Origin of the sequence: Citrobacter sp. Cb023 (genome assembly GCF_030336805.1) — a bacterium.
GTDB classification, from domain to species: Bacteria; Pseudomonadota; Gammaproteobacteria; order Enterobacterales; family Enterobacteriaceae; genus Citrobacter; species Citrobacter braakii.
On sequence record NZ_JAOWCV010000037.1, the window covers coordinates 98,830 to 121,811 of the forward strand.

The window sequence follows — 22,982 nt, forward strand, 5'->3', positions numbered from 1 at the left end:
TGTCAGTCTGGCCATTTCCTCCTGAAATAATCTCAAAAAGCGTCCTTCGGGGTGCTCTGTTCAACAACACGAGTTAATCATGTCTGTAACCAAGAAAATCACACCCATCATGCTGGTGTTGCTTTTTCTTCTGGCCGGTGTGCTGACTTCATGGCAGCAATGGGATAGAGAGGGACAACTAGTCAGAGAACACGCGATAAATAGTCTGGTCGAAGAAATCGATACGATATTTGACGACGTAAATACACTGGCTGTGTTAGCCAGCGCACATATACAAGAGAATTGCACTGACGATCTGCTACGAAAATTGCGTCTTCTAACGGCGTCTGGCGAGAAGATTCGTTCAGTCAGTATCATCAGGAACGGTGAGTGGAACTGCTCTTCTCTTGAAGGTCGAGAATCGCCGGGGATTATTTCCAATGGAACGACCACACATTCACTGATGATTGAACAGATTTATCGGCTGAACACGGAGATGTATATAATCTATTTTCCGTTTCAGGGGCAGGTGGTGGCTGTTGCAGTATATAAAGCGGCGATCGATAAAATTCTTATGGATTTTGCCCGTAAAGAAAAAATTGATGTGCATTTTTTATTGTATCCAGAAAAACATCCTTTCGTGCAGATGGCCTCGCAAAACTATCCTTTCTGGATTGTGACGGATTCACAGGATGGCATTGCGGATTATGTGCGGGATAATCATTATCTTCTTATTTTATTTGTGGTTCTGTCTTTGCTGTTATATTTCCACTTACGCCGGGCGCAGCGGATATCACCGATAAAAATACTGCAGCGTGCGATTAATAATGATGAATTTATTCCGTTTTATCAGCCCGTCGTTGAACTCGCCTGCGGAAAAATCGTCGGGGCTGAAGTGCTTGTTCGCTGGAATCACCCTGAGCAGGGAATTATTCCCCCTAACGAATTTATCCACACGGCTGAACATAGCGGCTTGATCAATGCGCTGACGCTAAAATTGTTGACGCAGGTAGAGGTTGATATGCGGTGCCTTAGGGCTCAGAGTGATATACCATTTCATATCGGTATTAACGTTCCTCCACTTTCACTGGAGGATCATGAATTTACCGATGCCACTATCGCCTTTATTCAGCGGATGAACTTGTTTCATATTGGCGTAATGCTGGAAATCACCGAACGGCAGCAGAATCTGATCCGTGAAAGTGTTCTGAGGCGCTTGAAAGAGGCAGGCGCTGCGCTAGCCCTGGATGATTTTGGGACCGGATATTCTAACTATGCTGCGCTGCAACGCATTTCGCCGCGGTTCTTGAAAGTTGATAAGATGTTTATCGACTCACTGGGTAAAGGCGGCGTGAGTGATACTATCATCAGCAATATTGTTCACCTGTCTGAACTGGCCAGGATCCCACTGGTGGCGGAAGGAATAGAAAGTGAAGAACAGATGGAGAGGCTGCGACGGATTAACGTTAGCTTTGGGCAGGGGTATCTGTTCAGTAAACCAATACCCTTTAATGCGTTTCTACGTTTATTATAAGGATTGCTAATAATAAAAAACCGCGAAAGCGGCTTTTTATTATTGAATGGCTGGAAGATTACTCGCTGACTTTTTTCTCAACGGAGGCAGCACCTTCTTTGGTCTTATTCCAGCCTTTCTCGGTACCTTCTTTTGTTGCATTCCAACCTTTTTCAGTACCTTCTTTGGTTGTATTCCAGGCTTTTTGTGAGCCTTCACTCACTTTACTGCTCAGGTCATCTTGTTTACCTTCAGCAGCATGTTTTGCTTTTAACTGTTGCTCTTCGCCCTGATTCTGCGCCTGATGCAGTTTTTCTTTTGCGGTATTAGCATTTTCGTGTGCGGCGGCTACATCATTATCAGTTGCGTGTGTCGTCGCGGCAATAACGGGAGAAGCCAGCAGAATTGCAGATAATGCGATAATTGTCTTTTTCATAATATCCTCGCTTAGCGTTATAAGTTATTAGCGTGATTAAGCATGGCACACGAACGAAGCGCTGGCTTTAGGAAAAAACTGTAAGTGCTGATAACGGTATTTATCCATTTTGTGCAGCTGGGAGCGATCAATACGGTAATTTTGTGGTGGGTCAAAAAGCCGCACTCAGTGTTAGGTTAAATAATAAGTGGTTGTCGTTATTAAGCATGGACATATTAAGTATGTGTAAGTCTCCCTGCAAAACGAACCATCAACTTTTAGAGCGTCTCTGGCATACAGCGGACAGGCTAACTGGGCTAAAGGTCTTCTATGAGGTGTGAGTTCAACGGGTTGATGCAACGCTATCCTTAATCCAGGGGGAAGTTCAACTTAAGCGTGTACGCTTACTTTGTACTAAGATGCTTATCGAACAGATGCTTTAAGATTTTGTCTCAGAATCAAGATGGATTTATCAACATGACCAGAACAGAAAGGCTTCTCGAACTACTACAGATATTAAGGGCGCAAAGATATCCGATCACTGCATCCACTCTCTCTGAAAGATTAGGAATAAGTGTGCGCTCCCTTTACAGAGATATAAAAACGCTACAGCATCAAGGCGTGTGCATTGAAGGTGGTGCTGGAATTGGTTATATCATTAAGTCTGACTTTCATTTGCCACCCTTAAACCTTTCTCATGAAGAAATCAATGCTATTACGCTTGGGTTAAATTGGGTATCTCATAATACGGATTATGATTTTAAAAATACCGCAAGGAATGCACTTGCCAAAATCCACGCTGTCATTCCCGGTGAATTAAAAAATCTTATTGAGAGTCAATCTTATCTGATCGGCCCTTCAGAAAATAATGAGGTGTTTTTTGAAGACATCCGCAATGCTATTAAAAAGCGCAAGAGAATCCAAATAAAGTATTGTGACAAGAAAGATACTTACTCTTCTCGAGCCATATGGCCCATCGGATTGGTATATATGGAGTCATGCTGGCTTTTGGTTGCATGGTGTGAGATGAGAAATGATTTTCGTCATTTTAGAACTGACAAGATTGAAGAGATAGTACAACTGGGTTCCATATATAGAGAAAGCAGGACAGTTTTATTGAAAAAATGGAGAATAAAAGAAGGAATCTGCGAGGAGAAAGAGTACTGACAAAAACTGTCACAGCTAATTTGTATACTAACCCAGATGAAAGACTCAATTCGACTTCATAGGGTGAATTATGAATTTCCAGAATAAAGTTGCTGTCATAACAGGAAGTACTGCAGGTATAGGTGAGGCAGTCGCAGAGCAATTACACAAACATGGAGCTAAGGTCGTTATTGTCTCCCGCTCGTCAGAGCAGGCTAAACAAAAAGCGAAACGATTATCTTCACAGGGACAACAAGCGCTGGGGATCGGATGTGATGTGTCACAGCCCGAACAAGTACGGCAAATGATAGATGAAGTTATCAAAAATTTCGGCAGACTTGATTGTGCTGTAAATAACGCAGGCTTAACAGGTGAACATGGTAAAAACATAACCGAGCAGACGGTTGAAAACTGGGATAAGGTCATTGCCACCTCATTGAGCGGCGTTTTTTACTGCCTAAAATATGAAATACCTGAGATGATGAAATTTGGTGGCTCTATAGTTAATTTATCTGCAGTAAATGGTCTGGTTGGCATTCCTGGATTAGCACCTTACACCGTGGCTAAGCATGGTATAATCGGTTTAACCAAAACCGCAGCGCTAGAGTTTGCATGTCAAGGCATTCGAATCAATGCAGTCGCTCCGGGCTATGTCCAAACCCCACGAATGAGTGAATTTCCAGAAAATATCGTACGTAGTTTCGCAAATAGCCACCCTATGAAAAGGATGGCAAAAATGCAAGAAATAGCAGACTTCATTCTGTTTTTGCTGTCAGACAATTCAGGGTTCTGTACCGGAGGAGTATATCCAATCGATGGTGGTTATTTAGCAGAGTAAAATTCCTCTAAAGCGTCAGAATATAGAGTTAACTCTTGTGTTGTAGGGCTAGTGATAACAATATTTCCAGTCTGGATTAACAAGAGTATGGATGATCGGCTCTCCATTGGTCCATTCATCATGCTATTAATAACTTCCGCTGCTGGCACGTAGTGGCCGGTCCGTTACGTGAGGGTCACCTCGGAGATTGTCACGCTGATTCTGCCAGTTGTCGCTGCAGGACCTGCAGGCCGGTTCCCTCCCAAGCTGCAGCCGAGCCGACCACATACAGGTTTTTCTTGGCGCGTGAGGCGGCTACATTGATTATGTTTGGCGGATTCGATTTCTTTAACGGATAGAGGTTTGGTTTGTCTTGCCATTGCCGGGTTTCCATAGTTTTAGGCACCTCAAAAACAATAAAGCTTTATGAGGTGCCTAACAAGGTGCCTAAAAGGTTCGGATTTAATTAGTTCTCTTCGGACTTCGCGGGACAAATTGAGAGCACAAAAAAGCCCGCAGGGCTTGCGCCGTGCGGGCTCTTAGGACTTCATCGGATGACTCTGGTAATCACCGATGGAGAATTTTGGTGGAGCTGGCGGGAGTTGAACCCGCGTCCGAAGTTTTATATTTATTTGTTTTATATCGTTTTTTTTGTTTTAACCAAAGCTGTGGATACTCTACGGCCCCATTATGACTATTGATCGCAATAACATTTTATGGATGAGTCTTGATTACAATCATAAATCATGATGCCATGGCCTCGATGTACCAAAAAACAAGATATGAGTAAGAATTAGCTGAAAACCCTTGTTTCAAATAGTATGAATCTATAGAATGTGCCATCCTATTTTACCCTGCTTAAGGCGGGAAAAACTAGAAAAAGATGAGTGATCGGATGCAGTGGACAGGTTTCCATGGAACGAGTGTTTTTAACGCTTCATCTATAATGTCTTCAACTTTCCGGATTAGTTCAGGAAAGAAAGATTGGCTTGGCTCTGGTGCTTATTTCTTCATTGAAGCCAAAGGTTTGTTGGAGCCGATTGAAAAAGCAGCACAGTGGGCAAATTCAAGAGCCCCATCTAGCAGGCCTAGATATTCTTCTTTATCAGTACTTGAAGCTTTAATTGAAACCGAATCTTTCCTTGATTTTAATGATGATACACACATTGCCGCACTGAATCTCATCAGGGATGAGTACATGAAGATCATTAAGGAACAAGGCAAGAGGCCCACCGGTGAGATGCTTGTTGACAAATGTGCCTTTTGCAACTATGTAATGTGTGAGCATGATGTCGACGCCATCGTTCGTAAAGAGTATATTAAAACTACAGCTGAAGAATTAAATTTTGGAGTTGATGCAGGGATACCGAACTGTCGAGTTATGTGTGTAAAAGATCCCGCTGCAAGCATCAAGAGCATACGCTATGCTGTAGAAAGGAGGAAAGTACAATGAACATCAATCAATGGCTTGAGAAGACGTTGAGCTCAATCAGGTCTACTGATCCAAAAGTGCTCATTGAAAGGATGGAGCGTTATGGGTTAGTTGAAGATGATCTTGACGATACAAAATCGTTACAAAATGTAACCATGGGTGTTGTCGGTCCTAAGATCCAGTTTTTTGACGGCCACTTTAGTTCTGGTGATTTGGTCGCTACTCAATCTGTATCTAATATAATGTTCACTCCAAACATTAGTTTGCCTAATACTTTTATTTCTAATTCTTACACGGTAGGAAAAAGTATTGACTCTCAAGAATTAAACTTTACAGCAACGCCGCGTGATGCGGCGTTTTTCTGCTCGTATGATAATGCTTTACTGGCAATGGCTGCGGGTGGGATAGTTATAAGTCAATCAAATGACATTGCACAGGCAGCATAGATAATGAAATTTCAATTATTAAATAATTATATTGAAAGCCTTAGTATCGAACATTTTGATGATGAAATAGAAAAAAGTAATAACTTTTCGTTTACCCATTCTTGTCTTTTTAATGAGAATGAAAAAAAATCATTCGTTATTTCTTTCGATTTTGAATTAACATCTCATAAAAAATTCAAATTATTTTTTGTCCAGAAATTCTTGTTTCAGTGTGATGAAGAGATAACCAAGGATTTTCTCGATTCTCATTATCCTTCTGTTAACGCTCCTGCAATTGCATACCCTTATGTGAGGGCTTTTGTCGCTACTTTATTGTTAAATGCAGGGCTGGAGTCGGTATCATTGCCGGCGGTCAATTTTGTAGAACATGCTAAGCTACAAGATAATTGATTGAACGAGAGCTGGTTATCAGCTCTCACATAATTTTGTCCTAATATTTTATTATTATGTCTTTCTTCCTGTTCGCATACTTGTCATATTCTTCCATATATCGACCATAATGTCTGAAAAGCATTTCTGGGCCTTTATGTCCCATCTGCCCAGACAGCCAAAACAAGTTAGCCCCTCTACTGATATGTCTAGTGGCATAGGTATGCCTAGTCTGGTATGGATTGCGATATCTGATACCGGCCTTACGAAGAGTTGGAACCCATGCTTTTTTCCTTATGGCATCTGCATTCGCCCATGGTTTGTTACTTTTTGGATCTTCGAATATCGTTTCATCCTTCATAAAAGTGAACAGTTTCTGGCTGGCTAAAGCTACCAATGCCTCTTCAGTCAGTTCTACTTTCCGCGTACCGGCCTTTGTTTTTGTTCCTTTGATGACGCCAACTACGCTGGCGTTCTGAATGTGGGCTGTCTTCCCTACAAAGTCAATATCACGCCAACGAAGAGCACACAATTCGGAACTACGCAGCCCTGTTTGTATCGCGAACCGGAAAAGATTCTCCCACTGCTTATTGCCAGCAGCAGAGAGCAAAGTATCAACTTCTGCTGGTGATAGCGGATCAACCACATAACTACTTTCTGCCTCTGATTTATCACTTTGGTATCGTGAGGCTGTTACCAGTGATACAGGGTTAATCTGAAGCACACCATCCGTCACCGCCTCATCCAAAGCAGAACGCAGGAATGACAGCTGATTTCGGATAGTCTTCAATGTTGTTTTCTGGCTCTGGATCCATGTCTTCAATGCGGCTGGAGTTAACTCACTTGCAGGAAAAATATGAAGTGATGACAGCGCGCTTCGGCATTTCTTATATCCACCAATTGTCGAAGGAGATAGTTTCCTCGTTTCACAGATTATCAGATACTCGTCCAGGTACATCTTCACCGTTTTGCCTGCGGCAGCGTTGCCGAAAATTTTTAACCGGGTAGAACGGGGAAAGTATTCCGCATAAACAAAAGTCCCCCTTTCGATCTTGTTATGGATTTCGCCGAGTGTGCGCTCGGCATATTTGATGTTTTTAGGGGTTACGTCCAGATTAGAAAGGGGCTCACGGCATTTAACCCCTTTATAAGTGAAAGTAATATTGATGGTTTCGCCGTTGCGATGTTTCCTAATAGTTACGCCGCGCGGGAGCTTAGGCGATTCTGTCGTGCCCATTTTGCAACCTCACTAAGATCAATCCATCTTTCCTTAACGCCGTCGACCTTTAGCACCTGAACCCCTTCACGCCATACTCCACGTTGCACACGTTTGTTGATGGCATCCGGGGTTTCGCCAGTCTCTTTGCAATAAGTTGAGATGGGAACACAATCGAGGCTCAGCATATATTTCTCCATTACCCCGGCTGCACCCGGGGAAAATTTTAGCTGTTACTGGTGGTTGGGATTAGTTTCTGCCAAATCGCTGAAACATATTTCGCCTGGTGGCGGGCATCAGCCAGTGCGTTATGTGCAACCCCATCGAATGGCATATCTCGCTTTGGATCGAAACCCACAACTCTGCCTAATGTGACGATGGTTCTGACGTCGTGATCGTTCCAAAATTGCCACGGACAAACCTGGCCGGCGCGCTCATATGCGCCGCGCAATATAACGTTGTCGAAAGTAGCTCCATTGCCCCAAACCTTTAAATATTTTGGGTTATCAGAATGCCGATTAATGAAATGGCTCAGTTCAGATAGGGCAGACGATATTGGCATCGCATCATCAACACAGATTGCTGATCGTGCTTCTGAGCTTTGTCTTAACCACCACAGAATAGTGTCACCATCTGGCACCGCTCCCTGCTCCATAGCGTTTTCAAGGTTAACGGCGGTGTAAAACTCCTGACCCAATTCACCGCTTTGCGGATCGAAGAATACGGCACCAATGGAGACGATAGGGGCATTCGGTTTTTTGCCCATAGACTCAAGGTCGATCATTAAATTGTTCACGTTAAATATTCTCCTTTTTTGGTGCTGCTTTAAGCATTGCGGCGCGGCAGGCGTTCCATCCCCTGACTTCAGCGATTGCAGCTACAGCGTCTATGGCATGCATTTTCGACGCTTCTGGCATCGGTTTTTCATCCGGCACTACTGGCGCTGGCTGCGGGGCGGCCCAGAGCTTATTGACGCCATCCGGCAGATTATTAAAATCAAACGTACTGCCCGGAATCCTGCCAGCCTGTATCCAGTCGTCTCCGTCAACCTCGATGAAAAATACTGGCTCTGCGTTCCTCGATGCTAGCACCTCATCAATCACATTCAACATATCAGCGAGAATGTAAGCTCTGTTCCCGCCGTTTGAGTACTGGGTATCATGCTGCAGGTGTTCGCGTATCAGGTGCAGGCGATCGAGTGATACAGGACCATGCGCCGGGTGGATTGTGCTTTTAGTCATTCCATGCCCCCAGCTCGTTCTGGATTTCCTCGTCGACTTCGTCATTGGTGGCGTCTTCGTTCAGGTAGTAGCGCGCCTCTTTGAGATACTGTTCACGGCGTTCGTGGTACCAGGCAGAGAACTCCGGCGACCATCCGCGATTAGTCCCCTGAAAATCTACCATTGCATTATCCTCTGCCATACGCTCGACCATGGAATAAGCGGTGGTCATGGCGCATTCCCGGATGTAACTGCGAAGGTGGTGCTTACGCCAGTACGGACTGTGTTTTGAGTCGCAGCGGCTTTTAAATTCGACAGTCCAGCGACGGATGTAACGTGCGCTCAGTGATTTACTCATTGTGCTGATCCCTGTCTGGCTCTATTCAATAACTGGTTAAACATCATGGTTAGGCTGTTACTGCACCCAAACGGCATATCGTTAACACGGTATGTTGGAATGCCCTTGCGAACACCAGACTTCACGATCCGGCCGGTGCCATAGAGTTGCGATAATGCGCCAGCGACCGCGGGTGTCTTTTTGTTCATACCTTTGGCGATTTCACCGCTGGTGGTATTCGGATGAGCCTGGAGATATTCAAATACGGTCATGGCGTTTTACCTTTACGTTCCTGTTCCAGTTGCACCAGAGACTCTTTTAATGCTGCGAACGTAGCTTCCAGTCTGGTGACGACTTCGCGCATAAGCGGTGCATGCTTTGGTGGCAATTCAGCAACAGAGGCATAAGCCTCCGCTACGAGTTCTTTTACCTTCATGCGGCGCATTGGCGCAGCTCCATCAACTCGTTAAAGCGATTCATGAACAGGCCATAGGCTTGACCAGGGCGGAGAGGGATAACCTGAACGAGATCAGAGCAGGGAATACCTTCGAGAATTTCCCACTTCGAACCGTCATCGATTTCCAGATCACGGCGCTCGGTGGCTAACATGGTTAGATCGGCATATTTCACGACAGCAGCTTGTTCGAGAGAGATACCGAATTTAAAGCGGATAAGACCATCAACATAAGTTTCCATGCGTTGGTAGTCAGGTAACAGGGCTTTGAGCGGGGCAGGAATATCCTGGCAATATGCCTCCGCAGCGTCGTGCATCAGCGCTTCAAAGGCGAACTCTGGCGGCACAATCTGGCTTACAAGCACAGAGTGCTGGGCCACGCTGTAGAACTCTGGAAGATGCCCAGCGAATCGACAGATGTTGGAAAGAGCAGTCGCGATATCCTCAACATCGATATCGTCGATAGTGGCGGTCAGGTAGTTAAATTTTTTGCCGGATAATGTCTGAATGTAGCTCATGGTTTTCTCCATATTGGCGCGCTGCACCACGCAGATTTTGGTTGCACGAATCCCTCGCCGGTTGGCGATAATTAATGGAATTACGCTTCAATAAATCCCCGCGGCGCCGGGGATTTAATGCAGAGCAATTAGGCTTTAAAGTTACCGATGAAAGTTTCCACTGATTCGCCTTCGAACTTGCTGATCAGCAAATCGCGGAATTCGTTGGCGATCGCTTCTTCCTGAGCTTCAAGTTGGACAATGCGCAGAACAAAGCAGGGTTCATCGCTGGCCAGCAGGCTGTTACGCAAGCTAAAGCGGCGTTCGCCCAGGCCTTCATACGGCATACATTTGAACTCGAACGCCACAGGCATTACGTCTTTGCTGCTAGCTTCAACGCTTTGCATCAGGGATTTTTTACCAGCGAAATCACCAGTTTCATGGTCCTGCTGGGTTGCTTGTTGAATAGTGATACGACGTACAGCCTGAGCCGCCTGGGAAATCTGCATCGTATTGCCATCAGCATCAAACGCCAGAAGGTAATCGCTCCAGTCTTCAAGCCATTCGGCGATTTGCTTTTGCTTCAGACGTTGACCGTCGATCTGCAGTAACGCGCGGAACGGGGCGGTTTTCTTCAGGGTGATTGAAGCCACGTTATCGGCGTGACCGGGATTATCCAGTGTGCCGATGTTGAACACTGAACGGGCGGTCATGTTGTCAGCGTCAATAAAGCAACGAGCTGGCTCACTGTCGCTGGCGTAACCTTTAGAATAACGTGCGAAGTCGTCAATACTGGTTGTGGTCATTGCGCCACGAAAGCGGAAACGCTCCAGAGAAAAGCGCTCAAGGCTTTCAACGCTAGTGCCATCTGGCAGCAATGCGGTCGGGCAAGCCAGGTCCTGAATATCATTCAGGTGGTAGCCAGAAAGGACCAGGTCTTTTACCTGCTGAAATGTACCGCTGTCTAACTGAGACATAAAAATTCCTTATTAACTGATGATCAAAGTGGTATCAGTGAGTTTGTTGTTGCGGATCACTGAGCCGCTTTAAGCTTTCCATCCACCGCGCCAGTGATCCCGAACAGCTGGCCCTGATCTTCCTGCAGGATAGTGAGCTTCCCGCCTTTGTTGACCCACATCGGGGTTTCGGTTGTGTCCTCTTCGGAAGCCTTACCACGCGGTGTCGGGGTGCTGTAGTTCAGCTTGTGCTTGATCTTTACGCGCTTCTCTTCAACGGAATTACCCATGCGCTCAAAATCAAAGGTGAGGACTACTTTGCCTTTGTTGCCATTGTTCAGAACGCCAAGCGCGGTGGTATTAAGTGCTGCCGCGATTTTGTTCATGAACACGCCGGCATCCAGTTCGCCAAGAAAATCTGGCACTACGGTCATGCGGTCATTACTCATGGTTTTACCCTCGTTAAGGCGGCTGCAACCGCCGAACTTTCTCCATACACAACAGAGAAGGACACCTGCATTTGTCGGCGACTGCAATCGCCATCCTCTTGCCCGGGTGGATTGGGTTATGAGCCCGTCGCCCGGTGATGCCCTTTTCTGTTGTGCCCTGAAAAAGGCTGGCGGTTACCGGACAAATGGGAAAACACCGGGCCGCCAGAACAGGGAGTTACTTGTTATTGCTTTAGCCTGCTTTTAACCACATCAGGCGCGGTGGTATCCTTCTAAGTCGCTACAACCACGAAGGAATTTTTTTTATGAGCAATGTTACTTATCTCAACCATGCCAGGCTCGATGCCATTGAGTTGGCTATATCAAGGCTGGCTATTGCTATTACAGAGGCTGAAGGACCACATACTAAAGAGCTTGAAAGTTCTATCGCCCATTTCCGCGCGCTATTTGAAAAGCCTGATATCACTGAAAAAGAGCGCGAAACTTACCTCAGGACGATAAGGTTGTTGGATCCATTAAATAGCGACCCTACCGAGCCGTTCTGAATCGAGATGTGCCGTTCTTTCCCTTCGCTCTAAAATCGCCTCAACAATTTCGACCCCATTGAGGCGCTTCTTTCCATTTATGTCCTGCTGGTCCTCTTTTAATGCTGTTTGCGCAAGCTGAATGCGCGATTCAGTCCCGGAATTCGGCTCGAGCTGTTGAACTCGCTTAGCATCTTCCAGCAGTAGAGCAATGATGTGCTTCAGTTCGTTTGCGTCCACCGTGAACTCCTATGCAATTTTTATGTGTTAGCGAATCATCCCGGCCTTCATATGCCCCGGGCGGCTACTTCGTGGGCGTCCTGCCTGTTCGCTGTTTGTTTATTTAATGTAGGATAACTTACAAAGAAAGGTCAAGAGGAAATGTTGGATAACTTACATTGAGGGGTGAAAAAAAACCGGGATAACCCGGTTTCCTTATAAATCCATTATCACTTGTCTTACTAATCCGACCAAACGGCAGTTGCCGTTTACCTCGAGCATCCTGTAGTTGGGATTGAGAGGTACAAGGTATTTAAGCGGACCATCAATGACGAATTTTTTTATAGTGGCTTCGTCACTTCCCATTAGCTGAGCAATGACAATTTTACCATTTGCTTGGCTGGCATCTCCAAAGTCAGGTTCTACGACGACGAGAGAGCCCTCCGGGATGCTTGGTGCGCCATTTGGGTTAGTCATTGAGTCACCGCGGACTATTAGTGCAAAAGCGCTCTCTGAAACAGCTGCTGAAGTGTAAACCCAGTCTTGAATGTCTCGTTCCGTTATCGCACCACTATTGGCAGTCCATTCCCCGGCTTGCACCCACGTTAAAACGGGAACTGATCTAATTCCGAATCTCTGCTCTGGGTTCATTGTTGGCGGTTGTTGTTTCCCGTCATCCTTACCCTCCAGCAACCACTGCGGTGTCTTTTCAAGAGCAGCAGCAAGCGCCTGAAGGTTCTCACCGCCAGGTTTATAGTCACCAGATTCCCAGCCGGTGATCGTGACGCGGTTTACCCCGACAAGCTTTGCCAGGACAGATTGCGTCATCTTCAGCTCTTTTCGTCTGCTTCGGATTCGATCATTCATTTTCATGTAGGCAATCCTACCATTTTCTAATGTAGGAGTGCTTGACCATTTTATGTAAGATATCCTACTATTTATGCACTGCATGACCTAACTCCAGAGGGAAAAATGAAAAAGAATGACGTTATCTCTTACTTCGGTGGCGTAGGGAAAACCGCCAAGGCGCTGAATATCTCCCACGCATCTGTATCGGGCTGGGATGAAGTTATCCCAAAGGGGAGGGCATTTGAGATCCAGGCGCTGACGAAAGGTGATTTGAAAGTTAACCAATCCCTTTATGAAAAGCGTAATCATTCGGCTGCGTGATTAAAACCACAGAAATTAGGGGACAACCGTGGATAAACAACACTGGAAAGTAGAGCGACAACCAGCTTGGCTGGTGGCTGCAATCAAAAGAACGATCGCCGAAATGTCTGGTGGGTATGCCGAAGCAGCTGAATGGCTTGGTCTGTACCGCGCTGGAAAACTCTCAACGGATGCACTCTATAACCGACTACGTAACGAAGGTGATCAAATTTTCCCGCTTGAGTGGGCGATGGTGCTTCAGGATGCGAGCGGTACTAAGTATGTCACCGATGCGATAGCCCGCCGTAGTGGTGGTGTATTCGTTCCGCTGGTGGAAGTAGATGATCTTGATAACGGCGATATCAACCAGCGTCTGATGGAGTCAATCGAATGGATTGGCAAACACTCGCAGTACCTGCGTAAGGCAACCGCCGACGGGGTTATTGATCCGGCAGAACGTGAGCAGATTGAAGAGAACAGTTATCAGGTAATGGCTAAGTGGCAGGAGCATTTGACGCTGCTATTCCGTGTTTTCTGCGCGCCAGAAAAGAGTGACGCCCGCGAGTGTGCAGCTCCGGGCGCCTTGGCGAACAACTCTTCGAGTATGGAGAAATAATCCGCATGAGCAGTTTAACGGCTTTTAACCGTCTACCGCAACTCAGGATGATCCCGGTTTCGGGTACTCCGTTGTTTCGGTATGAACGCAGATTATCAAACCGCTGGGTTCCTTGTAACCACAGTAGGGCGGTTTCAATTGTGGGGGTCTATAACCGGAGGGCAAAACGCCTGTGCGCGATCTTAACCGAAGGTTCAAAGACCACCGTGGAGTGCCAGTCCGTGTTATCCGCTGGGAGCCAGAAACACAGCGCGTTATCTATCTGCGTGATGGCTACCCGCACGAATGCTTCAGCCCACTTGAGCATTTCAGGCAAAAGTTCAGGGAGATAACGGACGATCATGAGCACTAAATTAACCGGCTACGTATGGGATGGTTGCGCGGCGTCGGGCATGAAGTTGTCTAGTGTCGCGATCATGGCTCGCCTCGCTGATTTCAGCAGCGATGAGGGCGTGTGCTGGCCGTCCATTGAAACTATTGCTCGTCAGCTTGGCGCAGGGCCGAGCACTATCAGAACGGCAATCGCAAAGCTTGAAAAAGATGGCTGGCTCACGCGTACACAGCGCCGTAATGGAAACCGTAATGCGTCGAACGTGTACCGCCTGAATGTGGCGAAACTTCAGGCTGCTGCATTTTCTCAACTGTCAGATTCTGACACGTCAAAATCTGAAGCATCAAAATTTGACGCCTCAAAAACTGACCCGTCGAAATCTGGCAAAAATGGCGGTTTTGACCCGTCAGAATCTGGCGGGGATCCGTCAGTAAAATCAAAACAAGATCCACAATTAACTTCAAAACCCTCTTGTCCGGTTGCAGCGCAACCAGACCCTGAAGTCGTGATTACTGACCAGGCAATTTTGGTTCTGACCCATTTGAACCAGATCAGCGGATCCCGGTATCAGAAATCAAAAACATCCCTGGAGAACATCCGTGCCCGACTGCGTGAGGGATACAGCGTTGCAGACCTGCAACTTGTTATCGACCTGAAGCATGAGCACTGGCACGAGAACGACGAGCAGTACCAGTACATGCGCCCGGAAACGCTGTTCGGCCCGAAGAAATTCGAGAGCTATCTGCAAAGCGCTACCCGCTGGGAGCAGAAGGGACGGCCTAAACGCGCTGACTGGGGCGCGAAAAAGCGCGATGTGATGGCTTTTGGTCCGGTTGAAACAACGATTCCAGAGGGGTTCAGAGGATGACGTTAAACAAATATTGCCAGGCTCTGGCGGCACTGCGCAACAAACCAGCCCACGAACTGAAAGAGGTTGGCGATCAGTGGCGGACACCGGATATGCTTTTTTGGGGTATCAACGCGCTATTTGGTCCATTAGTTCTGGACTTGTTTGCTGACGACGACAACGCGAAGTGCCCGGCATGGTACACCGCCGAAGATAATGCACTGACACAGGACTGGTCTGATCGTCTGGCAGAACTGGGCGGTGTAGGTTATGGCAACCCACCGTATAGCCGTTCGCAGTACCACGAGAAACAGGCGATCACCGGCATGACGCACATCATGAACTACGCAGCAGCCCAGCGCGAAAAGGGCGGTCGTTATGTGTTCCTGATAAAAGCTGCGCCGAGCGAAACGTGGTGGCCGGAAGATGCCGATCACATCGTATTCATCCGTGGGCGCATTGGGTTCGATCTGCCAGTGTGGTTTATACCTGCTGACGAAAAACAGAAGCCCACCAGCGCGTTTTTTGCCGGTGCCATAGCTGTATTCGATAAGTCGTGGCGTGGTGAGCGGTTCAGCTATATCAACCGCACAGAACTGGAGGCAAAAGGGCGGGCGTTTATGGCTTTGGCACAATTTGCTGCCAGCAAGTCTCAACCTGCAACTGTCACACCACCTGTAGCAGATAAGTCAGTAGCAGAGTTGCCACTAACCCAAAAAGATATTTTTGCTATCAGCGGTGTCGAGGCGTGGGCATGCGTTAGAGCTGCGTTCGGCGATAAAGAAGAATACGCCTTTAGTGAGTCGAAGTTCGGGCATACCTGGGCGGCTGATTCGGTCGATGCACCTGAGTTTGCACAGGTATCACCATTAACGATCGACAAGGCTAAGCTGCTCATCCGCGAAAGCATTTTGTTCGGTGTGGATGAGTGGCTTTTGTCGATTCAATTCGATGACTCCGCTACACGCTTGGATATGTCGGAACGTATTCGCACTGTTGCCCTTGAAGCATCCGGTGAATATGGCATGAACAGTACTGATTTCATTGCAGCTATGGGAAGCCTGGATGTTTCCAGTTGGTCCAATATTCGCCAGATCCGCATGCACATCCGTGATAAAGCTAAACCAGTAGCCGATCCGCATCCCGAGTCCCGTATCTGGCCGCTGGAGGTTGGAATTGTATTCGATCAGGTGGATGGCGCTGACATGCTGGATGATTCACAGCAGAACAAGCTGAAAGCCAACATCAATCAACTCTGGCTGGAACGAACGGCCACCAGCGAAATCATTACTGCCGCTTCTGAACTTGTTCGCAATATGCGGGGAGAGGCCGCGTGAAACTGATCCTGCCTTTTCCTCCGAGCGTGAACACTTACTGGCGCGCCCCTAACAAGGGGCCGCTGGCCGGTCGTCACCTCATTAGCGCTGATGGCCGTAAATACCAGAGCGCTGCCTGCGTGGCGATCATTGAGCAATTACGACGTCTCCCGAAGCCATCGACTGAACTGGCAGCGGTTGAAATCACTCTGTACCCGCCGGATGCGCGCCGTCGGGATATCGATAATTACAACAAAGCCCTGTTTGACGCGCTGACGCATGCGGGTGTCTGGGAAGACGACAGCCAGATTAAGCGCATGCTGGTGGAATGGGGACCCGAAGTGCCGAAAGGTCGGGTAGAGATAACGATCAGCAGATATGAACCGGCGGGTGCAGCCGCCTGATATGGAGAAAAGTATGAGCCAATTAGCAACAACAGCATTAACCATGTCCAGCAGCGATATTGCTGAGCTGGTGGAATCACGACATGACCATGTTAAACGGTCCATTGAACGCCTGGCAGAGCGCGGTGTTATTGAACTCCCCCCAATGGGGGAAGTTAAAAATCACCTCAATCAGTCGGTATCGGTTTATCTGATAGGGAAGCGGGACAGTTATATCGTTGTCGCGCAGCTGTCGCCGGAGTTTACCGCGCGTCTGGTTGATCGCTGGCAGGAGCTTGAGCAGGCACAGCAGCAGACGATTCCTCAATCATTCTCTGAAGCCCTACGTCTTGCAGCTGACCTTGCAGAACAAAAACAGCAGTTGACTAACGAACTGGCTGCCGCGGCGCCGAAGGTAGCATTTGTTGATCGGTACTGTACAGCCAGTGGGTCAATGTCATTCCGCCAGGTGGCAAAACTGCTTAAGGCCAAAGAGCCAGATCTGCGGTTATTCCTCCTTGAGAACGACATCATGTATCGCCTTGGCGGAACGATGACTCCACGGCATCAGCATATTGATGCGGGCCGTTTTGAAGTGAAAACCGGCACATCCGTAACCTCAAATCATGCATTCAGCCAGGCACGTTTCACGGCGAAAGGCGTGCGCTGGATTGGTGGGCTGTGGGCAGAACACATTGCCAGGGGGCAGGTCGCGTGAGAGCTCTGCTTACCCCCGAGATCGCCCATCGTATGGGGATTGTGCTGTTCCGTCCCGGTGCGGAACTGATGCACCTCTTCATGCGTGGTCGCGTTCTGCTCGAGCCTGAACCAGAAGAAATGGCGTCATTCAGTACCGGGGCTGTTCCGGCAGCCATTCAGCCGCTGGCTGATGATCCGGTAATGCGTCAGGTCTTCGAGAATGAGAGGGTTATTCAGCGTGCCGGTGGGATTTCTTCCCTTGAGCAATGGTTGAGTAATCGGTTTGAATGCCAGTGGCCACATTCAACGTGGCACGACAAGAACTTCACAACAATGCGGCACCCACCAGGAAGCATTCGCCTGTGCTGGCATTGCGATCACACTTTGTCGGGGCAGCATACCGAACAGCTTGCAGGTATAGCGGCCGGAAACCTGGTATCCTGGATTCTGGAAGTCATTCGGCGTGATTCTGGTTTTCCCGAGTCGCATATCCTGACGCTTCCGGAACTGTGCTGGTGGATGGTCAGAAACGACCTGGCTGATGTTATTCCGGAAAGCGTTGCGCACAAGGGGCTACGCCTTCCGGATGAGAAGATCCGCTCGGTCATGAGGGAAAGCGACATTGTGCCTTCCGCGTCTGCAACCAGCCTCGTGCAGGAGAAGGCGAAGAAGATCCTCACGCTCTCTGTTGATCCGGAATCGCCAGAGTCTTTCATGCTCAGGCCCAAACGTCGCCGCTGGGTAAATGAGACGTACACCCGCTGGGTTAAAACACAACCCTGTGAGTGTTGCCGACGGCCAGCAGATGATCCGCACCATATCGTAGGGCACGGTATGGGTGGTACAGCAACAAAAGCCCATGACCTCTTCGTGATTCCTCTGTGCAGAGAGTGCCACGATGAGCTACACGCCGATGTACCGGCATTCGAGCAGAAGCATGGTACGCAGCTTGAGTTGCTACTGCGTTTTATGGATCGGGCGCTGGCGATCGGCGTAATTGCGACAGCTTAAGAAGTATGGAGACCGTATGAATCTGGATAATGTTTTAAAGTTTTTTGCGCCTAAAGGCATGCACATCTCAGATACCAGCAGAGCGACAGCAAGTGAACAACTTACTGTGACTGATGTAATGGCTGCACTGGGGATGACTCAGACTGATGCGGGCATCGGGCTGGCTATGTTCCTGGGTAAAGCTGGTATCAGCAGCCAGGACAGGGAGGCGTCAATATCTTGGCTAACGGAGTACGCTAAAGAGCATGCGCCCATGGCGATTCGCAAAGCATCAGGGAAAAAGTTTCCCCTCTGCATGCGTATCCTTGCCCGGTTTGCCTATAACGATTATTCCTCATCAGCAGCTGATAGCGTGGCATGCCCAAAATGTAGTGGTAAAGGGTTGCTTACAACCACTAAAACCGTGACTAAAAGCCATTACACAATGCGATTGCCACAATGGGCAAAAGACCTGAGACAGTCACCATCTGACTTTGAGGTAAAGCGCGATGTAACTGACTCTGATCAAACGTTATGTTCCCGCTGCCATGGCACCGGAAAGTTAAGTAAGCGATGCCGGTGCGGCGGCACAGGTAAGACGATTGACCGTAAAGCGACAGAACTGCAGGGAGTTCCGGTTTACAAAGAATGTAAGCGCTGTGAAGGTCGGGGATACAGCAGGCCAAAATCATCGGTTGCCTATCGCGGTGTTTTTTCCGAGTTGCCCAGTCTGCCAGACCGGACATGGCGTTATAGCTGGAAACCATTCTATGAAAGCCTGGTGACCAAATGCTTCCAGGAGGAGAGTTATTCAAGCTCTCAGCTGAATCGGGTTACTAAAAGTGAAGATGTGATAAATATCGCGTAATTTAGCGTCATGATGTTTGCAATGTTGCCGTTTTTGTGTATATTTGACATTAACGATGGGCATTGTATGTTCAGAGTTAATAAACCCGCCACCGAGCGGGTTTTTTTCGGATTTTACTCATATGGCATTGAAAAACAGGCTATCGAATAGGTAAAATTTGGGTTTTCGCCTTGTCTGGATCGACATGATGTTCCAAGCCTTCCAAACAGCAGTATTCAAAAATGTTGCAGAACATTTGAAAGGACGCTTTCCGCATAAGTCGCTGGAACTCGTATATGCAGACGAGCTGATCCTAAAAGATATGGAATTTCTTAAAACAAATAACAAGCTGCGCTGGGATCCCGGGCTTAAGTCGCGTGTGTTCATTGATATGATGGAAGAACATCCGATTAAACTGGTTGTATACTATCGTGGTGAGCCAATCGGATTTGCATTCGGGTGTTACTACAAGCCTAAACAGGCTGTACATATCTGCTGGATGGAAAAGCGTAACGATGCTCATGAAGATCTAGATCATCAGATGCTGGGTATCGTTTTGGATTGCTTCTCTGCATACGCACAATTCCTCAATCATCAAGGCGAAACTATTGATACGATAGCTTTAGTCAGTCCAGTTGATGGCGCTATGAGGTACTATACTGAAAGTGGTTTTGAATACATTTCGGATTACGAACGAGGAGGTTGCGCTATGGTGCTTAGAAAAACCTTTTCGGTTAAGTAGTGTGAGTGGTGTTCTTAAATTGACTCGGTTTATCATAAAAGTATTGAAAACCACATTTAGTTGATGCAATCTGAGCCCACACAAGATACATCAAAATGCACTACGCTTTAATTTATACATTTTCAAGTGACCAACTTGGTTGCTTGTATGCTTCAAAAGAAGCAATCACAGCCTAGCGCTGCATAGAGGGGACTTCAATGAAACATCATGAGCAGATCGAGATCGATGCGGCTAAAGTCGTTGCCGAACTCTTTGCTGGTAACGCATCTCCTATGGAATCTTTCGGCATTTCATGGAGCCAAACTCAGATGTTAGAACGCAAGAATCCTGGAGTAGTCATCAAGCTTACGCCAGATGATGGTAAAAAGCGTGCATGCTGCTGATGATCTCTTGTCAGGTTGTCATGAAGATAACTAGTTAGTTCCAAATAAACATTTGAAACCTCGCTTCGGCGGGGTTTTTTGCATTCTAAGGCCACCATATGGTGGCTTTACTTTTTCAGGCTCACGGGAATCATCCTCGATACGCATTGTTATAAATCTAGCCCGTGAAGCCTGATCCTCCTTTCATCACACAGCGCCATCCGAAAAATCGGAGGTGAGGCTATGACCAGAATGAGCACCATTTACAGCAGACTTTCATATGGAACAGGAACCACGCTGACCGGCTGCGGTGTATCAGCGAAGGCATATGCCGAAACAGCTAAAACAGCAAAAGAGGTGTCCTGGATGTTGGCCGACAGAATTGCAGGGTTAAGCCTGAGCGACTGGGCAATTATTGTCGGTATCGCATGCACTGTTATTACCTGTGCAGTGAACTGGTATTACAGGAAAAAGGAAAGGGAGGACCGGCTTAATGGTAATGTCACCAAAGCTGAAGAATAAACTGAGTGCAGCGGTCGTTGGTTTAATTCTTGCGGGGGCTTCCGCGCCCGTGATTCTCGATCAGTTTCTGGATGAGAAAGAGGGTAATAGCCTTACGGTATATCGCGACGGCGGAGGGCTCTGGACGATTTGCCGCGGCGCCACGATGGTTGATGGTACGCCAGTAGTTAAGGGCATGAAGCTGTCTTCTGAGAAATGCGCTCAGGTGAACGCTATAGAACGCGACAAGGCACTGGCATGGGTTGAGCGAAATATCAAGGTACCACTGACCGAAGCGCAGAAAGCCGGGATCGCATCTTTCTGCCCATATAACATCGGCCCCGGGAAATGTTTCCCGTCCACATTCTATAAGCGTATTAATGCTGACGACCGTAAAGGCGCCTGTGAAGCGATCCGCTGGTGGATCAAAGACGGTGGCCGCGACTGTCGTCTGACCAAAGGCCAGAAAAACGGCTGCTATGGGCAGGTAGAAAGGCGAGACCAGGAAAGCGCGCTGGCGTGCTGGGGGATAGACCAGTGAGCCTGTGCTTTAGGTTTATTGCCATTTCGCTGCTGGCGGCTGTCGCATTCATCGCGGGAAACGTATGGAGTAACCGAGGTTGGGAAAAGGAGTGGGCGGAACGTGATAGCGCTGAATCATCGCAAACAGCGAATGCACAGACCGCAGCCCGCATGATTGAACAAGGGCGCATAATTGCCCGTGATGAGGCTGTAAAAGATGCACAAGCACAAGCTGCTAAATCTGCTGCCACTGTTGCTGGTCTGTCTGCCACTGTTATCCAGTTGCGTACCGAAGCAACAAAGCTTGTCGCCCGCTTGGACGCCGCAAAGCACACCTCAGATCTTGCCGCTGCCATCAGAAGCAAAACAACCGACACCACTGCAGGAATGCTCGCCAACATGCTCGGAGATATTGCAGCAGAAGCTAAACGATATGCTGAAATCGCTGACGAACGCTACCGTGCCGGGATGACGTGTGAGCGCATTTACGACTCGGTGAGGGAGGCAAACAACAAAGGGTATGAATGATGCTTATTTACTTGAAAACTATAAGTATGCCCCAAGTTAAATAGATGCCACTAAATGTGTGGTTAATAGGAGTGTATGAAATGTTGGATGGTTATTTCAATAATGATGGTGATAGCGGCGAAGCTTTTGTTAACAAGCGGAAGCGGTTATTAGCTGTACAAGCAGCGTTGGAAATCGCAAAACAAAGTGTCGGAAACTATCATCAGTCTACTGTATCGAGAGTTAACGAAGATTTAGCCAAAACTGCTGATGGAATAGGAAAATTAGCAGATGCTATTCAATCTGCTCTGGAAAAATAGCAAGTTTTTGACCCAAACCGCCTTCGGGCGGTTTTTTTATTGTTGTCATTATGGGCATTACAGCATGCGTTCATTGAGTGCCTGCGATAATGCTTTTCGTTACAATTATCTCATTGATGATATGAGGTGGAAATGGACGCAAATTACATTGCTTATCAAACGTTAGTAGCTAACCGTGCCGCAGCTGAATGGGCCTTTTGGTCAATGGTTGTGGCATCTGTAAGTGTAGTGACAACTATTGTAACGCTCTGCTTTGCGTACAAAGCGTTGTCTACATGGCGTGATCAAGAGAAAACTAAAGTAAAACTGGACTTTAGAAATGCGATTAAGCAGTTAAAAACAGCCCTATTATTTATGCCACTCAGTATTGATCCAGACGAACTGGAACAGGAGCGTGAGCAAGTTATTGCGAAATGGTTATTTAAAGATGTAGACCTTATTAATCAGCAAATCGAAATTGGAGAGCAGAACGTGCGTAGGTTTGACGAGTTGCTAAGCATTTTTGATAGCTGCCGATCTTCATGGCTTGCAACTGAGCACTTATTTGATAACACAAAGTTGTCGAAAGACTGGGTAGTTTTTGAGGGTGATTTTGAAAGGTACATTAAAGGTAACGGATACAAGTCGTCGTTGATGCAACAGCTGGATGAAATGATGACGACAAGGTTTGTCTTTGAATCGAAGTAACCGCCTTAGGGCGGTTTTTTGTTGCTCGCTATTTATTACTGCAATTGAAACTAATTATCATTTGTACGGGTCCTCCTGGCGATTCTGAACACCGAGGGGGCGAGGACACGCGGAAAACGGCTGGTTTTTTGCATTTTATCGGCATCATCATCATTCCCTTAACTTGTTGATATT

General features: G+C 47.4%; 36 protein-coding genes, 1 tRNA gene and 1 pseudogene. 23 read left to right on the forward strand and 15 right to left on the reverse strand.

The features are described 5' to 3' along the window. The first annotated feature begins 79 nt into the window (after positions 1–79). The gene (locus OGW44_RS13255; protein WP_185654496.1) at positions 80–1,513 is read left to right on the forward strand and encodes an EAL domain-containing protein; all 1,434 of its coding nucleotides are present in this window, start codon (positions 80–82) and stop codon (positions 1,511–1,513) included. 58 nt (positions 1,514–1,571) lie between these two features. On the opposite strand, the gene OGW44_RS13260 is transcribed toward OGW44_RS13255, so the two are convergent. Next, a complete protein-coding gene (locus OGW44_RS13260; protein ID WP_016157245.1) occupies positions 1,572–1,928 on the reverse strand; it encodes a KPN_00521 family repetitive protein in 357 nt (118 codons plus the stop codon). 456 nt (positions 1,929–2,384) lie between these two features. Here OGW44_RS13260 and OGW44_RS13265 point away from each other — a divergent pair, with 456 nt between their 5' ends. Then, entirely contained in the window at positions 2,385–3,074 is a 690-nt protein-coding gene (locus OGW44_RS13265; protein ID WP_047414848.1) for a helix-turn-helix transcriptional regulator, read from the forward strand. 70 nt (positions 3,075–3,144) lie between these two features. Further along, the gene (locus OGW44_RS13270; RefSeq protein WP_016157243.1) at positions 3,145–3,891 is read left to right on the forward strand and encodes an SDR family NAD(P)-dependent oxidoreductase; all 747 of its coding nucleotides are present in this window, start codon (positions 3,145–3,147) and stop codon (positions 3,889–3,891) included. Positions 3,892–4,081: 190 nt separating this feature from the next. On the opposite strand, the gene OGW44_RS13275 is transcribed toward OGW44_RS13270, so the two are convergent. Both OGW44_RS13275 and OGW44_RS13280 read right to left on the reverse strand, forming a co-directional pair. Further along, positions 4,082–4,264: a hypothetical protein gene (locus OGW44_RS13275; RefSeq protein WP_049271027.1), complete on the reverse strand. Its 183-nt coding sequence runs from the start codon at positions 4,262–4,264 to the stop codon at positions 4,082–4,084. Positions 4,265–4,454: 190 nt separating this feature from the next. Beyond that, positions 4,455–4,557: transfer RNA gene (locus OGW44_RS13280), tRNA-Leu, on the reverse strand. 208 nt (positions 4,558–4,765) lie between these two features. On the opposite strand from OGW44_RS13280, the gene OGW44_RS13285 reads away from it, so the two are divergent. The 3 genes from OGW44_RS13285 to OGW44_RS13295 are packed head-to-tail and all read left to right on the forward strand — an operon-like array spanning position 4,766 to position 6,138. Further along, positions 4,766–5,323 carry a hypothetical protein gene (locus OGW44_RS13285; protein ID WP_161623382.1) on the forward strand — a complete coding sequence of 186 codons (558 nt, stop codon included), beginning with the start codon at positions 4,766–4,768 and terminating at the stop codon, positions 5,321–5,323. After that, positions 5,320–5,748 (forward strand): hypothetical protein, encoded by a 429-nt coding sequence (locus OGW44_RS13290; RefSeq protein ID WP_161623383.1) that lies wholly within the window; start codon positions 5,320–5,322, stop codon positions 5,746–5,748. The genes OGW44_RS13285 and OGW44_RS13290 overlap by 4 nt, the downstream gene beginning before the upstream one ends. A gap of 3 nt (positions 5,749–5,751) precedes the next feature. Then, positions 5,752–6,138, forward strand: a complete 387-nt coding sequence (locus OGW44_RS13295) for a protein-export chaperone SecB (RefSeq protein WP_101701370.1) — start codon at positions 5,752–5,754, stop codon at positions 6,136–6,138. Between the two features lie 40 nt (positions 6,139–6,178). Here OGW44_RS13295 and OGW44_RS13300 read toward each other — a convergent pair whose 3' ends face one another. The 10 genes from OGW44_RS13300 to OGW44_RS13345 all read right to left on the reverse strand — a co-directional run bounded on the left by OGW44_RS13300 (position 6,179) and on the right by OGW44_RS13345 (position 11,246). Then, entirely contained in the window at positions 6,179–7,354 is a 1,176-nt protein-coding gene (locus tag OGW44_RS13300) for a site-specific integrase (protein ID WP_161623384.1), read from the reverse strand. Beyond that, positions 7,315–7,521 carry a hypothetical protein gene (locus OGW44_RS13305; RefSeq protein WP_024135505.1) on the reverse strand — a complete coding sequence of 69 codons (207 nt, stop codon included), beginning with the start codon at positions 7,519–7,521 and terminating at the stop codon, positions 7,315–7,317. The genes OGW44_RS13300 and OGW44_RS13305 overlap by 40 nt, the downstream gene beginning before the upstream one ends. 38 nt (positions 7,522–7,559) lie before the next feature. Next, positions 7,560–8,129: a 3'-5' exonuclease gene (locus OGW44_RS13310; protein WP_161623385.1), complete on the reverse strand. Its 570-nt coding sequence runs from the start codon at positions 8,127–8,129 to the stop codon at positions 7,560–7,562. Position 8,130: 1 nt separating this feature from the next. Then, a complete protein-coding gene (locus tag OGW44_RS13315) occupies positions 8,131–8,574 on the reverse strand; it encodes a hypothetical protein (protein ID WP_161623386.1) in 444 nt (147 codons plus the stop codon). After that, positions 8,567–8,911: a hypothetical protein gene (locus OGW44_RS13320; RefSeq protein ID WP_185654497.1), complete on the reverse strand. Its 345-nt coding sequence runs from the start codon at positions 8,909–8,911 to the stop codon at positions 8,567–8,569. Before OGW44_RS13320 ends, OGW44_RS13315 begins: the two co-directional genes overlap by 8 nt. Continuing rightward, positions 8,908–9,162 (reverse strand): hypothetical protein, encoded by a 255-nt coding sequence (locus OGW44_RS13325; protein ID WP_048217441.1) that lies wholly within the window; start codon positions 9,160–9,162, stop codon positions 8,908–8,910. Before OGW44_RS13325 ends, OGW44_RS13320 begins: the two co-directional genes overlap by 4 nt. Then, on the reverse strand, positions 9,159–9,335 hold the full coding sequence (locus OGW44_RS13330) for a hypothetical protein (protein ID WP_185654498.1): 177 nt from the start codon (positions 9,333–9,335) through the stop codon (positions 9,159–9,161). The genes OGW44_RS13325 and OGW44_RS13330 overlap by 4 nt, the downstream gene beginning before the upstream one ends. After that, positions 9,323–9,862: an HD family hydrolase gene (locus OGW44_RS13335; RefSeq protein WP_161623388.1), complete on the reverse strand. Its 540-nt coding sequence runs from the start codon at positions 9,860–9,862 to the stop codon at positions 9,323–9,325. The genes OGW44_RS13330 and OGW44_RS13335 overlap by 13 nt, the downstream gene beginning before the upstream one ends. A gap of 128 nt (positions 9,863–9,990) precedes the next feature. Next, a complete protein-coding gene (locus OGW44_RS13340) occupies positions 9,991–10,818 on the reverse strand; it encodes a YfdQ family protein (protein ID WP_185654499.1) in 828 nt (275 codons plus the stop codon). A gap of 56 nt (positions 10,819–10,874) precedes the next feature. After that, entirely contained in the window at positions 10,875–11,246 is a 372-nt protein-coding gene (locus OGW44_RS13345; protein WP_001515608.1) for a YfdP family phage-associated protein, read from the reverse strand. 305 nt (positions 11,247–11,551) lie between these two features. Between OGW44_RS13345 and OGW44_RS13350 the strand changes: the two genes are divergently transcribed. Next, positions 11,552–11,791, forward strand: coding sequence for a hypothetical protein (locus OGW44_RS13350; protein WP_070810425.1), 240 nt, complete (start codon positions 11,552–11,554; stop codon positions 11,789–11,791). Positions 11,792–11,887: 96 nt separating this feature from the next. Here the strand turns inward: OGW44_RS13350 and OGW44_RS25805 are convergent. After that, positions 11,888–12,010: pseudogene (locus OGW44_RS25805) on the reverse strand (hypothetical protein); the annotation flags it as partial. Between the two features lie 195 nt (positions 12,011–12,205). Next, a complete protein-coding gene (locus OGW44_RS13360) occupies positions 12,206–12,862 on the reverse strand; it encodes a LexA family protein (RefSeq protein WP_101701440.1) in 657 nt (218 codons plus the stop codon). A 99-nt stretch (positions 12,863–12,961) separates the two neighbouring features. Between OGW44_RS13360 and OGW44_RS13365 the strand changes: the two genes are divergently transcribed. The 16 genes from OGW44_RS13365 (at position 12,962) to OGW44_RS13440 (ending at position 22,808) form a co-directional block, all read left to right on the forward strand. Beyond that, complete coding sequence (locus OGW44_RS13365; RefSeq protein WP_185654500.1) at positions 12,962–13,159, forward strand: Cro/CI family transcriptional regulator; 198 nt, start codon at positions 12,962–12,964, stop codon at positions 13,157–13,159. A gap of 28 nt (positions 13,160–13,187) precedes the next feature. After that, positions 13,188–13,754, forward strand: a complete 567-nt coding sequence (locus OGW44_RS13370) for a YmfL family putative regulatory protein (RefSeq protein ID WP_101701439.1) — start codon at positions 13,188–13,190, stop codon at positions 13,752–13,754. 172 nt (positions 13,755–13,926) lie between these two features. Further along, a complete protein-coding gene (locus OGW44_RS13375; RefSeq protein ID WP_185654501.1) occupies positions 13,927–14,106 on the forward strand; it encodes a DUF4222 domain-containing protein in 180 nt (59 codons plus the stop codon). Beyond that, complete coding sequence (locus tag OGW44_RS13380) at positions 14,096–14,953, forward strand: conserved phage C-terminal domain-containing protein (protein ID WP_185654502.1); 858 nt, start codon at positions 14,096–14,098, stop codon at positions 14,951–14,953. The genes OGW44_RS13375 and OGW44_RS13380 overlap by 11 nt, the downstream gene beginning before the upstream one ends. Then, positions 14,950–16,269 carry a phage N-6-adenine-methyltransferase gene (locus OGW44_RS13385; protein WP_185654503.1) on the forward strand — a complete coding sequence of 440 codons (1,320 nt, stop codon included), beginning with the start codon at positions 14,950–14,952 and terminating at the stop codon, positions 16,267–16,269. The genes OGW44_RS13380 and OGW44_RS13385 overlap by 4 nt, the downstream gene beginning before the upstream one ends. After that, positions 16,266–16,652 (forward strand): RusA family crossover junction endodeoxyribonuclease, encoded by a 387-nt coding sequence (locus OGW44_RS13390; protein WP_185654504.1) that lies wholly within the window; start codon positions 16,266–16,268, stop codon positions 16,650–16,652. The genes OGW44_RS13385 and OGW44_RS13390 overlap by 4 nt, the downstream gene beginning before the upstream one ends. Positions 16,653–16,665: 13 nt before the next feature. After that, entirely contained in the window at positions 16,666–17,349 is a 684-nt protein-coding gene (locus tag OGW44_RS13395; protein WP_001704138.1) for a phage regulatory protein/antirepressor Ant, read from the forward strand. Then, entirely contained in the window at positions 17,346–18,341 is a 996-nt protein-coding gene (locus OGW44_RS13400; RefSeq protein ID WP_185654505.1) for a DUF968 domain-containing protein, read from the forward strand. Before OGW44_RS13395 ends, OGW44_RS13400 begins: the two co-directional genes overlap by 4 nt. Before the next feature lie 16 nt (positions 18,342–18,357). Beyond that, a complete protein-coding gene (locus OGW44_RS13405) occupies positions 18,358–19,188 on the forward strand; it encodes an antitermination protein (protein ID WP_101701300.1) in 831 nt (276 codons plus the stop codon). A gap of 184 nt (positions 19,189–19,372) precedes the next feature. Then, the gene (locus OGW44_RS13410; RefSeq protein WP_225280721.1) at positions 19,373–19,909 is read left to right on the forward strand and encodes a hypothetical protein; all 537 of its coding nucleotides are present in this window, start codon (positions 19,373–19,375) and stop codon (positions 19,907–19,909) included. Positions 19,910–20,106: 197 nt separating this feature from the next. After that, positions 20,107–20,292, forward strand: a complete 186-nt coding sequence (locus OGW44_RS13415) for a hypothetical protein (RefSeq protein WP_048220754.1) — start codon at positions 20,107–20,109, stop codon at positions 20,290–20,292. A gap of 222 nt (positions 20,293–20,514) precedes the next feature. Continuing rightward, the gene (locus OGW44_RS13420; RefSeq protein ID WP_003832349.1) at positions 20,515–20,793 is read left to right on the forward strand and encodes a phage holin; all 279 of its coding nucleotides are present in this window, start codon (positions 20,515–20,517) and stop codon (positions 20,791–20,793) included. Then, on the forward strand, positions 20,765–21,313 hold the full coding sequence (locus OGW44_RS13425; RefSeq protein WP_101701299.1) for a lysozyme: 549 nt from the start codon (positions 20,765–20,767) through the stop codon (positions 21,311–21,313). The genes OGW44_RS13420 and OGW44_RS13425 overlap by 29 nt, the downstream gene beginning before the upstream one ends. After that, the gene (locus OGW44_RS13430) at positions 21,310–21,822 is read left to right on the forward strand and encodes a DUF2514 domain-containing protein (RefSeq protein ID WP_101701298.1); all 513 of its coding nucleotides are present in this window, start codon (positions 21,310–21,312) and stop codon (positions 21,820–21,822) included. Before OGW44_RS13425 ends, OGW44_RS13430 begins: the two co-directional genes overlap by 4 nt. An 80-nt stretch (positions 21,823–21,902) precedes the next feature. Next, positions 21,903–22,121 (forward strand): hypothetical protein, encoded by a 219-nt coding sequence (locus OGW44_RS13435; RefSeq protein WP_047357966.1) that lies wholly within the window; start codon positions 21,903–21,905, stop codon positions 22,119–22,121. A gap of 132 nt (positions 22,122–22,253) precedes the next feature. After that, complete coding sequence (locus tag OGW44_RS13440; protein WP_101701297.1) at positions 22,254–22,808, forward strand: hypothetical protein; 555 nt, start codon at positions 22,254–22,256, stop codon at positions 22,806–22,808. Positions 22,809–22,982 lie beyond the last annotated feature (174 nt).